The sequence below is a fragment of the Nonomuraea sp. NPDC003201 genome (assembly GCF_053590415.1).
This window is the reverse complement of sequence record NZ_JBSFTC010000323.1, coordinates 1-11650: the sequence shown is the minus strand read 5'-3', so window position 1 is coordinate 11650 and position 11650 is coordinate 1. Positions and strand designations below refer to the sequence as shown.

General features: G+C 71.9%; 10 protein-coding genes. 7 read left to right on the top strand and 3 right to left on the bottom strand.

Features of this window, described 5'->3' with window-relative positions:
- From ACWDX9_RS52020 to ACWDX9_RS52000, 5 genes are all read left to right on the top strand, one after another.
- Nucleotides 1–1841: glycoside hydrolase family 127 protein (locus ACWDX9_RS52020; RefSeq protein WP_449969232.1), on the top strand; the 1841-nt coding region annotated here is incomplete at its 5' end.
- An 8-nt stretch (nt 1842–1849) separates the two neighbouring features.
- Nucleotides 1850–3688, top strand: a complete 1839-nt coding sequence (locus ACWDX9_RS52015; protein ID WP_449969230.1) for an MGH1-like glycoside hydrolase domain-containing protein — start codon at nt 1850–1852, stop codon at nt 3686–3688.
- Nucleotides 3685–5289: an FAD-dependent oxidoreductase gene (locus tag ACWDX9_RS52010; protein ID WP_449969229.1), complete on the top strand. Its 1605-nt coding sequence runs from the start codon at nt 3685–3687 to the stop codon at nt 5287–5289. Before ACWDX9_RS52015 ends, ACWDX9_RS52010 begins: the two co-directional genes overlap by 4 nt.
- Before the next feature lie 9 nt (nt 5290–5298).
- On the top strand, nt 5299–5511 hold the full coding sequence (locus tag ACWDX9_RS52005; protein WP_449969234.1) for a hypothetical protein: 213 nt from the start codon (nt 5299–5301) through the stop codon (nt 5509–5511).
- Nucleotides 5436–5789, top strand: coding sequence for a hypothetical protein (locus ACWDX9_RS52000; RefSeq protein ID WP_449969227.1), 354 nt, complete (start codon nt 5436–5438; stop codon nt 5787–5789). Before ACWDX9_RS52005 ends, ACWDX9_RS52000 begins: the two co-directional genes overlap by 76 nt.
- A gap of 21 nt (nt 5790–5810) precedes the next feature.
- Here ACWDX9_RS52000 and ACWDX9_RS51995 read toward each other — a convergent pair whose 3' ends face one another.
- Nucleotides 5811–6776, bottom strand: a complete 966-nt coding sequence (locus tag ACWDX9_RS51995; protein ID WP_449969225.1) for a LysR family transcriptional regulator — start codon at nt 6774–6776, stop codon at nt 5811–5813.
- Nucleotides 6777–6897: 121 nt separating this feature from the next.
- Between ACWDX9_RS51995 and dnaE the strand changes: the two genes are divergently transcribed.
- Both dnaE and ACWDX9_RS51985 read left to right on the top strand, forming a co-directional pair.
- The gene (gene dnaE, locus ACWDX9_RS51990; RefSeq protein ID WP_449969222.1) at nt 6898–10425 is read left to right on the top strand and encodes a DNA polymerase III subunit alpha; all 3528 of its coding nucleotides are present in this window, start codon (nt 6898–6900) and stop codon (nt 10423–10425) included.
- On the top strand, nt 10422–10742 hold the full coding sequence (locus tag ACWDX9_RS51985; protein WP_449969219.1) for a DUF6300 family protein: 321 nt from the start codon (nt 10422–10424) through the stop codon (nt 10740–10742). The genes dnaE and ACWDX9_RS51985 overlap by 4 nt, the downstream gene beginning before the upstream one ends.
- Before the next feature lie 6 nt (nt 10743–10748).
- On the opposite strand, the gene ACWDX9_RS51980 is transcribed toward ACWDX9_RS51985, so the two are convergent.
- Nucleotides 10749–11144 carry a tautomerase family protein gene (locus ACWDX9_RS51980; protein WP_449969216.1) on the bottom strand — a complete coding sequence of 132 codons (396 nt, stop codon included), beginning with the start codon at nt 11142–11144 and terminating at the stop codon, nt 10749–10751.
- A 12-nt stretch (nt 11145–11156) separates the two neighbouring features.
- Nucleotides 11157–11492: a cupin domain-containing protein gene (locus ACWDX9_RS51975; RefSeq protein WP_449969214.1), complete on the bottom strand. Its 336-nt coding sequence runs from the start codon at nt 11490–11492 to the stop codon at nt 11157–11159.
- Nucleotides 11493–11650 lie beyond the last annotated feature (158 nt).

The following is an 11650-nucleotide window of genomic DNA, read 5'->3' as shown; positions in this document are numbered from 1 at the left end:
CGCTGCGCCCGCTGCCGCTCTCCGGCAGCCGCGTGGCGGGCGGGTTCTGGGCCCGGCGGCTGGACGCCAACCGGGCCGCGATCCCGCTCGGGCACGAACGGCTGGACGAAGCGGGCAACCTCGGCAATCTCCGGATCGCCGCCGGCGAGGCGGCCGGTGAGGCCCAGGGTGCGAGCTTCCGTGACTCAGACGTCTACAAATGGCTGGAGGCGGTCGCCTGGGAGTACGCCCGCAGCCCCGACGACGCGCTGCTGGACCACCTGCGCACGCTCGGCCGTACGATCGCGTCGGCGCAACGCGAGGACGGCTACCTCAACTCCGCCATCCAGGTCCGCGGCGAGGAGCGGTACGCACGGCTGTGGATGAGCCACGAGCACTACTGCGCCGGCCACCTGATGCAGGCGGCCGTGGCCGCGGCCCGGGCGACCGGCGAGACGGAGCTGCTGCGGGTCGCCACCCGGCTGGCCGACCATCTGGCCGGCACGTTCGGCCCCGGCCTGCGCGAGGAGCTGGACGGCCACCCCGTGGTGGAGATGGCGCTCGTCGAGCTGTACCGGCAGACGGGCGAACGACGCCACCTGGACCTGGCCCGCCACTTCGTCGAGGCCCGCGGGCACGGTCGTGCCGTCAAGCCGGGCTTCGACCCCTCGCACTACGGCGACCCCGCCCACTACTCCGACCGGCTGCCCGTACGCGAGGCGGAGACGGTGGAGGGGCACGCCGTGCGCGCCGTCTACTTCGCGGCGGGCGCCACCGACGTCGCCATCGAGACCGGCGACACCGAGCTGCTGGCCGTGATGCGCCGGCAGTACGACGCGATGCGCCGCCGCAAGCAGCACGTCACCGGCGCCGTCGGCGCACGCTGGGACGGGGAGGCGTTCGGCGAGGCGTACGAGCTGCCGCCCGACCGGGCGTACGCGGAGACCTGCGCCGGGATCGGGGCCCTGCAGTGGGCATGGCGGCTGCTGCTGGCCACCGGCGAGTCCGCCTACGCCGACCAGATCGAGCTGCTGCTGTACAACGCCCTCCTGCCCGCGGTGTCGCTGACCGAGGCGGACTACTTCTACGTCAACACGCTGCACCGGCGGACCGGCGCCCGGGGCGACGTGCAGCGGTCGCCGGCGTACGGCCGCCGTCCCTGGTTCAACTGCGCCTGCTGCCCGCCCAACGTGATGCGTACGCTGGCCGCCCTGCCCACGTACCTGGCGACCGGCACGGAGGACGGCCTCCAGGTGCACCTGTACGCCCGGAGCGCGCTGGCCTCGGGTGGGCTCGCCGTGGACGTCGGCACCGAGTATCCGTGGGACGGCCTGGTCACGGTGACCGTTCGCGAGGCGCCGCCGCGCGAGATGGAGCTGGCGCTGCGCGTACCGGACTGGGCCGAGGGCTCCACCGTGGACGGCAAGCCGGTGGAGCCCGGCGGCTACGCCCGCGTCCGCCGGGTGTTCCGGCCCGGCGATCGGGTGGTGCTGCGGATGCCCATGCCCGCCCGGTTCATGGTGGCCGACGATCGCATGGACGCCACGCGGGGGTGTGTCGCCGTCACCCGCGGGCCGCTGGTCTACGCGATCGAGCAGCCGGACCAGCCGTCCGGCGTCGTCCTGGAGGACCTCCGCATCGACGCCGCCACGCCGCCGCGGCCCGAACACCGGCCGGACCTCCTCGGCGGCGTGACCGTGCTCCGAGCCGGCGGCGCGCTGGCAGGCGGGCCCGCCGAGTCCCCCTACCGGCCCCATGGCCAGCCGGTCCCGGCGGCGCGGCCCACGGAACTCACGCTGATCCCCTATTACGCCTGGGCCAACCGCGGGCCGCACGCCATGCGGGTGTGGATCCCCCTATGAAGGAAGACATGAAGCATTACGGCCATGTCCAGGCCTCGCTCGCCCGGGGCTGGAACACCTGGGACACGCGCAGCGTGCTCACCCACGTCCTCCTTCCCGACGCCCTGGGCCTGTCCCTCGGCCTGAAGGAGTACTACCGGGGCACGTCGCTGCGCGCCGCCCAGATCGGCCGCCGCATCGAAGGCGCGGAGACGGTCACCCTGGGCCGGCACGCCTACGACGGCGGCTACACCGAGACGACCGTGACGTGGGCGGGCGTCACGATCCGGGTACAGACCGCGCACGCCGGTGACGACCTCGTCGTGCTGGTGACACCCACCGCCAACCAGCACAAGAGCGCGCTGCTGACCGCAGGCGTCGCCTACCTGTGGAACCGGCCCGGCTCCGTCACCCGCGAGGGCGACCGGATCACCGCCCAAGGGCCCGGCGGGACGGTGGAGGTCTTCTGCACGGCCCCGCACGTCGACGACCCCTACACCGACGTCGACGGGCCGTACCTGGCGATGGAGCTGACCGGCGCCGTCGGGATCAGCACCGGCCGCGCCCGCGACCTGCCGGAGATCGCGCGGATCGTCGCCCGCGCCTCGGCCGCGATCGGGGCGGCCGGCACCGATCCCCTGGCGCAGCACCGCGAGATCGTCAGGGACGCCATCTCCTGGAACACCATCTACGAGCCCGCGCGCTCCCGCGTGATCACGACCGTCAGCCGGCTCTGGAACGTCGGCAAGCGCGGCGGCTACGCCCTGTTCTGCTGGGACGCGTTCTTCAACGCGCTGCTGGCGGCCGTGTCGAGCAAGGAGCTCGCCTACGTCAACACCGTCGAGATGCTGCGGGCCCTGACGCCGGAGGGCTTCGTGCCCAATGTCGAGCAGGGCACCGGCCGCACGACCCACGACGGGTCCCAGCCGCCGGTGGGCTCGCTGGTGGCCCGGGAGCTCTTTCGCAGGTTCGGCGACCGGTGGTTCCTGGAGGAGTGCTTCGAGCCGCTGCTGTCCTGGAACCGCTGGTGGTGGCGGGTGCGCCGGGACGGTGACCTGCTGTGCGCCGGCTCGACGTACTTCGACCCCGAGTTCCCTTCGCCGCAGGACATCCCCCGCGTCCACCAGCATTTCGGCGCGACCTGCGAGACCGGCTGGGACAACCACCCGGTCTTCGAGGACGTGCCCTTCGACCAGGCCAAGAGCCTGCTCGCCGCCCACGACGTGGGCCTGAACAGCCTGTACGCGGCCGACTGCGAGGCGCTGGCCGACATCGCCGACGTCCTCGGCGACCGGGAGGCCGCGGCGGAGCTGCGCGAGCGGCACGCGGCCGTCGTGGCGGCGATGGAGTCCCTGTGGGACGAGCCGAGCGGCGTCTACCGCAGCAGGCGCACCGACACCGGGCTGCCGACCGAGCGGCTGTCCACGATGAGCTTCTACCCCCTGCTGGCCGGCGTCGGCGCGGGGGAACGGACCCGGCGCATGGTGTCCGGGCTCCTGATGACCGACGACGGCTTCGGCGGCGAATGGCTGCTGCCCACCTCACCCCGCGGCGAGCCGGTCGACGTCGGTGAGGGCAGCTACTGGGCGGGACGGGCGTGGCCGCCAGTGAACTTCCTCGTCTACCTGGGGCTGCTGCGCGCCGGGGAACGGCCCGCGGCCGCGTGGCTCGCCGAGGGCAGCTCCCGGCTCGTGCTGAAGGAATGGAACGAGCACCGCCACGTGCACGAGAACTACTCCAGCGTGCACGGCGGCGCGTGCGACAAGCCCAACAGCGAGCCGTTCCAGACCTGGGGCGCGCTGCTGAGCCTCATCGTCCTCATGGAACGCGGCGAGGTCGACTTCTTCGAGAAAGGTGATGTGATTTGAGCGGCGCCGAGGCGGACGTCCTGGTGGTCGGGGGCGGGATGGGCGGGGTCGCCGCGGCGCTGGCGGCGCTGCGGCGCGGCCGGACCGTCGTGCTCACCGAGGAGACCGACTGGCTGGGCGGGCAGCTCACCAGCCAAGGTGTGCCGCCGGACGAGCATCCGTGGATCGAGCAGTTCGGCGCGACCCGCTCCTACCGCAGGTTACGCACGGCCATCCGCGACCACTACCGCACCTGGTACCCGCTGACCCGGGAGTCCCGGGAGGCGCCCGACCTCAACCCGGGGCGCGGCACGGTCAGCAGGCTCTGCTGCGAGCCCCGGGTGGCCGCCGCGGTGCTGGCCGACATGGTCGGCCCGTACCTCGCCGCCGGGCGGCTGACGATCCGCTACCTGCACCGGCCGGTGGCCGCCGACGTGGACGGCGACCGGGTGACCGGGGTGACCTTCGCGGGCCCGGACGGCGAGCCGTTCCACGTGCGCGCGGCGTACGTGCTCGACGCCACCGAGCTGGGCGACCTGCTGCCCCTGGCGGGGATCGAGCACGTCACCGGCTTCGAGTCGGCCGCGGAGACCGGCGAGCCCAGCGCGCCCGCGCAGGCCCAGCCGGCCAACATGCAGGCGTTCTCCTGGGTCTTCGCCGTCGAGCACCGCGCCGGTGAGGACCACACCGTCGACCGGCCCAAGGACTACTCCTTCTGGCGCGACTACCGGCCGCCGTTCTGGCCGGACCGGCTGCTCAGCCTCGTCGCGCCCGATCCGCGCACGCTGGAGCCGAAGCCGCGCAGGTTCGTGCCGCACGCCTCGGCGGGCCCGGTCGTCGCCGACCAGAGCCGCGACCCGGGCGACACGGATCTGTGGGTGTTCCGGCGCATCCTGTGCCGCGAGGTGTTCGAGCCCGGCTTCGCGGTCAGCGACGTCGTCGTGGTCAACTGGCCGCAGATCGACTACCTCCCCGGGCCGCTGATCGGCGTCACCGAGGACGAGCGGGCCCGGCATCTCCAGGGCGCCAGGGACCAGGCGCTCAGCATGCTCCACTGGCTGCAGACCGAGGCGCCCCGGCCCGACGGCGGCACCGGCTGGCCGGGGCTGCGGCTGCGTCCCGACGTCATGGGGACCGCCGACGGCCTGGCCAAGAGCCCCTACATCCGCGAGTCGCGGCGTATCCGCGCCCGCCGCACGGTCGTGGAGCACGACCTGTCGCTGGCGGTGCGCGGCGAGCACGGCGCGGTCGCCTACCACGACACCGTGGGCGTCGGGATGTACCGCATCGACCTGCATCCCTCCACCGGCGGCGACAACTACATCGACGTGGCGAGCTGCCCGTTCCAGATTCCCCTGGGGGCGCTGCTGCCGATCCGCGTGCGCAACGTGCTGGCCGCCGGGAAGAACCTCGGCACCACCCACATCACCAACGGCTGCTACCGCCTGCATCCAGTGGAGTGGAACGCCGGCGAGGCGGCCGGCGCGCTGGCGGCGCACTGCCTGGCCAACCGGCTCGAACCGGCGCAGGTCCACGAGGATCCCGCGGCGCTCGAACGGTTCCAGGCCGAGCTGGTCGCCGACGGTTTCGAGCTGGCCTGGCCGCAGGTGCGGGGGTACTGACTCCTCGGGATCATTTGTCCGGACTTTTCACCTTACGCGGCCCCCGCCAAGGTCACCGATCCGGTACGCCACGTCGATCCGCTGATCGGATCGGCCAACGGCGGCAACACCTATCCCGGCGCCGTCCTGCCGTTCGGGATGATCTCGTGGAGCCCGACCAACACGGCGGGCGACCAGACCAACGCCGCGGGCGGGCCCTCGACCTGCTGGTCACGGCCGTGAACGGCGACCAGCAGACCGAGGTCACGATCACCTACGCGGACGGCACGACCTCCACGGCCCCGCTGAAGGTGACCGACTGGGCGAGCGCGTCACCGCGCTTCGGCGAGGAGGCGGCGATCACCGCCGGCACCCGCTACAACGTCAACGGCACCGCCGACGGCCGCAAGGTGAGCATCTGGCGGATGTCCGTGCCGGTGGACGCGGCCCGCGAGGCGGTCTCGTTCACCAGCCCCGCGATGCCCAACGCCAAGGTCTTCGCCCTCACGACCCGCGCGTGACCGACCGCGGTGCCCGGCCCGCTACGGGCGGCGGGCCGGCGCCGTGGTGAAGGCGGCGCGGTCGGGGTCCGGCAGCCATTGGCGGCGCGGGTCGAACGGCTGGTAGTTGTCCGTGACGTACCGGACGAGCCGGGCCAGCACCGGGTGGTGGCTGTGCCGGTGGAAGATCAGCGAGCACGGGTACACGGGGGCGGGGGCGACGACCGGGATCTGGACGGTGCGCGGGTTCCAGGGCATCCGGAGCCGCCCTCCGACGAACCCGACGCGTTCACCGGCGGCGATCTGCTCCGTGAAGTACTCCCAGCCGAAGTCCGGCCCCGCGGTGTCGAGCGGGATGTCGAACGCGGCGCTCAGGAAGCCGTAGAACTCGGCCCACTCGCTGCCCGGGACGTTGCCGGGCATCCACACGGTCGTCCCTGACAGGCGTTCGACCTCCACCTCCCGCAGGCCGGCGAGCGGATGGTCGCGGCCGGCCAGCAGGTGCACGGGGTCGAGGTAGGCCGGCACGTGCCGGAGGTCCTCCTCCAGCGTCCCGCTGACGCGGGCGAAGGCGGCGTCGACGGACCCGCGGGTGAGCGCGCCGCGTGCCGATCTGAGCCCGTTCGAGGTGATGACCTCGACGTCCGCGTCCTCGACGGTCTCGTGGAACTTCCGGATCAGGTCGCTGGAGTGCATCCGGGTGTCCATGACGTCGACCCGGAGCGAGCGGCGACGGCCGCGCAGCACTTCGCGTGCCTGGTCGGCGATGCCGACGAGGGCTCGGGCGTGATGCAGGAACGCCTTGCCGTCCTCGGTGAGGTCGGCCCCGGTGCGGGTGCGGGAGAACAGCCGCACGCCGAGGTCGGACTCGAGCTTGGCGATCCGCTTGGAGACGGCCTGCTGGCTGATGCCCAGCCTGGCGGCGGCCTCGCTGAAGTAGCGGTCCTCGGTGATGACGACGAAGGCGCGGACGGCGGCGAGGTCCAGGTCGGCCGCCGCCTCTTCCACCACTGTCGGTTGTGGCTCTTCGGTGTGTCGATTGTTGGACAACCGGGCCTGCTCTCGGGTCGAATGCTCAGGTTCGCGGGTGAGCCTACAACCAGGAGGCGTGGTCTCGGTGGGATCTTTCGTGCATCTCCACGTGCATACGGAATACAGCATGCTCGACGGCGCGGCCAAGGTCGGGCTGTTGATGGATGAGGTCTCCCGGCAGGGGATGCCCGCGGTGGCGATGAGCGACCACGGGAACGTGCACGGGGCGTACGAGTTCTTCCAGGCGGCGCGCAAGGCGGGGATCAAACCGATCATCGGCATCGAGAGCTACGTCGCCCCTCTCTCGCGGCGCCACCGCCAGCCGGTGTACTACAGCGACAACCTCGCGCTGCGCCGCTCCAACGACGAGACCGGCGAGGGCGGCGACGTCTCCGGGCGCGGCCTGTACACGCACATGACGATGTGGGCGACCGGGGCGCAGGGCCTGCGGAATCTGTTCCGGCTGCAGTCGCGGGCCTGGCTGGAAGGCCACGTCCAGAAATATCCGCGTATGGATGATGAATTGCTCGCCGAGTACGGCCAGGGCATCGTCGCCACGACCGGCTGCCCGTCCGGCGAGGTGCAGACCAGGCTGCGGCTCGGCCAGTACGCCCAGGCCGTCGAGGCGGCGGCCCGCTATCGCGACATCTTCGGCAAGGACCACTATTTCCTGGAGCTGATGGATCACGGCCTGGCCATCGAACGCCGGGTCCGCGAGGAGCTGCTCAAGCTCGGCAAGGAGCTCGGCCTGCCGCCCCTGGCCACCAACGACTCGCACTACGTCACCGAGAACCAGGCCCCGGCGCACGACGCGCTGCTGTGCGTGGGCACCGGCAAGCGGCTGGCCGACGCCGACCGGTTCCGGTTCAGCGGCAGCGGCTACTACGTCAAGTCCGCCGCCGAGATGCGCGCGCTGTGGGACGCCGAGGTGCCGGGGGCCTGCGACAACACGCTGCTGATCGCCGAGCGGGTGGGCGACTACGGCGAGGTGTTCGCCCACCGGGACCTGACGCCGCGCTTCCCCGTGCCCGAGGACGAGAGCGAGGCCAGCTGGCTGCGCAAGGAGACCCTCGAGGGCGCCCGCCGCCGCTACGGCCGACCGTCGCAGGAGGTGCTCGACCGGATCGACTACGAGCTGTCGGTCATCGAGGCCATGGGCTTCCCCGGCTACTTCCTGGTGGTGGCCGACATCTGCCGCCACGCCCGGGAGCGCGGCATCGGCCTGGGCCCCGGCCGCGGCTCGGCCACCGGGTCGATCGTCGCGTACTGCACGGGGATCACCCAGCTCGACCCGATCGAGCACAAACTCATCTTCGAACGCTTCCTCAACCCCGAGCGCATCTCCATGCCGGACGTCGACCTCGACTTCGACGACCGGCGGCGCGACGAGATGATCGACTACGTCACCCGCAAGTACGGCGACGACCGCGTCTGCCAGATCGTCACCTTCGGCACCATCAAGGCCAAGGCCGCCGTCAAGGACTCCTGCCGCGTGCTGGGCCTGCCGTACGCCTTGGGCGACCGCATCACCAAGGCGTTCCCGGCGGCGGTCGGCGGCAAGGAGATCCCGCTGGCCGCCGTCCACGACAAGGGTCACCCCCGACATGGCGAGGCGGCCGAGCTGCGCCAGATGTACGAGCAGGATCCCGACGTCAAACGGGTGCTCGACACCGCGGCCGGCATCGAGGGCCTCACCCGCGGCACCGGCATCCACGCCGCGGGCGTGATCCTGTCCAGCGAGCCCCTGATCGACGTGATCCCGCTGGTCAAGCCCAAGGCCGGCGGCCCGATCGTGACCGGCTTCCCCTTCACCCAGGCCGAGGACATGGGCCTGCTGAAGATGGACTTCCTCGGCCTGCGCAACCTCACCGTCATCGGCGACGCCATCGCCAACGTCCGGGCCAACAAGGGCGTCGACATCGACATCCTCGACATCCCCATCGACGACGCCACCACGTACCGGTTGCTGGCGCGCGGCGACACGCTCGGCGTCTTCCAGCTGGACGGCGGCGGCATGCGGGTCCTGCTGAAACTCATGCAGCCCACCACGTTCACCGACATCGCCGCGGTGAACGCGCTGTACCGGCCCGGGCCGATGGAGATGAACGCCCACACCAACTACGCCCTGCGCAAGACCGGCAAGCAGCCGGTCGAGCCGATCCACCCCGAGCTGGAGGAGGCCCTGGAGCCCATCCTGGGCGACACCTACCACCTGGTCGTCTTCCAGGAGCAGGTCATGGCCATCGCCCAGCAACTGGCGGGCTACTCGCTCGGCGCCGCCGACATGCTGCGCCGGGCCATGGGCAAGAAGAAGAAAGAGGTCCTGGACGCCGAATGGGACCGCTTCTCCGCCGGCATGCGCGGCCGCGGCTTCTCCGCCGAGGCGATCAAGGCGGTCTGGGACGTCCTCGTCCCCTTCAGCGGCTACGGCTTCAACAAGTCCCACACCGCCGGGTACGGCCTGGTCTCCTACTGGACCGCCTACCTCAAGGCCAACCACCCCCAGGAGTACCTCGCCGCGCTGCTCACCTCGGTCGGCGACGACAAGGACAAGATGGCCGTCTACCTGTCGGACTGCCGCCGCCTGGGCATCAAGGTGCTGCCCCCGGACGTCAACGCCAGCCGGCTGGACTTCGCCGCCGTCGGGTCCGACATCCGCTTCGGCCTGGGCGCCGTACGCAACGTCGGGGCCGGCGTCGTGGACGCCATCGTCGCCGCCCGCGAGTCCCAGGGCCCCTACGTCGACTTCAACGACTTCCTCGGCAAGGTCCCGACGGCCGTCTGCAACAAGCGCGTCATCGAGTCGCTGGCCAAGGCCGGCGCGTTCGACAGCCTGGGCCATCACCGCAAGGCCCTGGTCGCCGTCCACGAACAGGCCGTCGACTCGATCATCGACGTCAAGCGGAACGAGGCCCGCGGCCAGGACTCGCTGTTCGGGGAGCCGGACCAGAGTCGCGCCTTCTCCATCGCGATCCCCGAGGGCGAGTGGGACGGCGTCACCCTGCTGGCCTTCGAGCGCGAGATGCTCGGCCTGTACGTCTCCAGCCATCCGCTCGACGGCGCCGAACGCGTCCTGGACGCCAACCGCGACACCACCCTCGCCGACCTGCTGGCCTCCGGGCGGCAGGAGGGGGCGACCCGGATCAGCGGCATCGTCTCCGGCCTGCAGCGCAAGGTCACCAAGCAGGGCAGCCCGTGGGCGATCGTCACCCTCGAGGACCACGACGCCGCCATGGAGGTGCTCGTCTTCCCCAAGACCTACACCCTGTACGGCGAGGCGCTGGCCCAGGACCGCGTGATCTCCGTGCGGGGCCGGATCAACGTCCGCGACGAGACGATGAGCGTGTACGGCGAGGAGATCACCCTCCTCGACGTCTCCCGGTCGGACACCGAGCCTCCCGTGGTGATCTCGATCCAGGAGACCCAGCTGAGCCCGCGGCTCGTCCAGGAGTTCAAGCACATCCTGACCACCCATCCCGGCCGCGCGCCCGTACACGTGCGCCTGCACCGCCCCGGCGCCAAAAGTGTGCTGCTGGACCTCCAGCCGTTCCGGGTCGCCGCCGAACCGGCGCTCTACGGCGACGTCAAGGCCCTGCTGGGCGCGGACGCGATCGGCGGGGCATGACCGGCGACCCGCCCTGCCCCCGGTGCCGCACCGACAGCGTCCTCGCCGTGCTGCGCCTGCCGCGCACCTGGACGAACGCCTCGGGGAACGAGGTCCGGGGAGTCAGCGAGGTCCTGCTGTGCGCCCGCTGCGACGCCGGCGATCCCGTCGCCGGGCCGATCGTCACGTACTTCGCGATGCACGGATCCGTGCGGCGGGAGCACACCGCCGAGCTGGCGCGGGCGCTGCGCCACTGGGCCGATCGGGCCCGGCCCCCGCGCCCGGACGGGAACGCGCCGGCGGCCGAGACCGAAGCCTGGCACCGCGGCGACCTGTGAGCGGCCTTATCGGGCGGCGTCGGCGTACTGCGCCACGCCCTCGCCGAACGACCAGTCGAGCAGCGAGTTCTCGCTGACCGTGACGAACACGTTGCGCGGCTCGGTCCCCGCGTACTCCTCCGCGAGCTCGGCGATCCTGCGGTAGAGGGCCTGCTTCTGGTCGGCGGTGCGCCCCGCGCGCATGGTGACGGCCACGAACACGAGGTCGTCGTCCCGGCGGATGCCGAGGTAGCCGTCGTCGTAGCGGAACGTGCCCCGCGTGCCGTCATGGCTGGTGAGCACCTGGAACAGGTCGTCCTGCGGGATGCCGATGGCCTCCACCAGGGCGTCGTGCACGGCCCGGCCCAGGGCCTCCAGCCGCTGCGGGTCCGCACGGAGCGCGTCGATCCGAACAAAGGGCATGGGTTCCTTCTTTCACAGCGATTCGATCAGCGGCTGGTCGCCGGTGAGCAGGTAACTGGCCACGAACGTGGCCGGCTCGGTGGCGGAGAGGTTGTCGAAACGGCGGACGGTCGCGCCGGCGGGCTCGAAGAAGGCGCTCCCGGCGCTGAGCTCCCGCGCGGGGTGCCCGTCGAGCTCGTACACGATCCGGCCCGCGGTGACGTAACCGGCGACGCCGCCGGGGTGGGTGTGCGGGCCGCTCGCCGCCCCCGGCGGCAGGGTGACCCGGTGCGTCTCCACCCGGTCGATCCGCCCGGGCCGGCCGGCCAGGTCGCCGATCACCAGGTGCTCACGGCTGATGGCGCTCATGGGGGTGCTCCCTTCACGTGTTCCCTTCACTGGGCATGTCCGGCGAGCAGGCCGAGCGCGCCGTCGACGGCCTGCGCGTACACCTCCGCGTCGGCGGCGGCGCGGGCCAGCACGTATCCGCCCTGCAGCACCGCGACCAGCGCGGTGGCGGTGGCCAC

Excerpts from the sequence above, each read along its gene's own strand:
- ACWDX9_RS51985 (WP_449969219.1), top strand. The coding sequence starts at position 10,422 with ATGACCGGCGACCCGCCCTGCCCCCGGTGCCGCACCGACAGCGTCCTC.
- ACWDX9_RS52015 (WP_449969230.1), top strand. The coding sequence starts at position 1,850 with ATGAAGCATTACGGCCATGTCCAGGCCTCGCTCGCCCGGGGCTGGAAC.
- ACWDX9_RS51975 (WP_449969214.1), bottom strand. The coding sequence starts at position 11,492 with ATGAGCGCCATCAGCCGTGAGCACCTGGTGATCGGCGACCTGGCCGGC.
- ACWDX9_RS51980 (WP_449969216.1), bottom strand. The coding sequence starts at position 11,144 with ATGCCCTTTGTTCGGATCGACGCGCTCCGTGCGGACCCGCAGCGGCTG.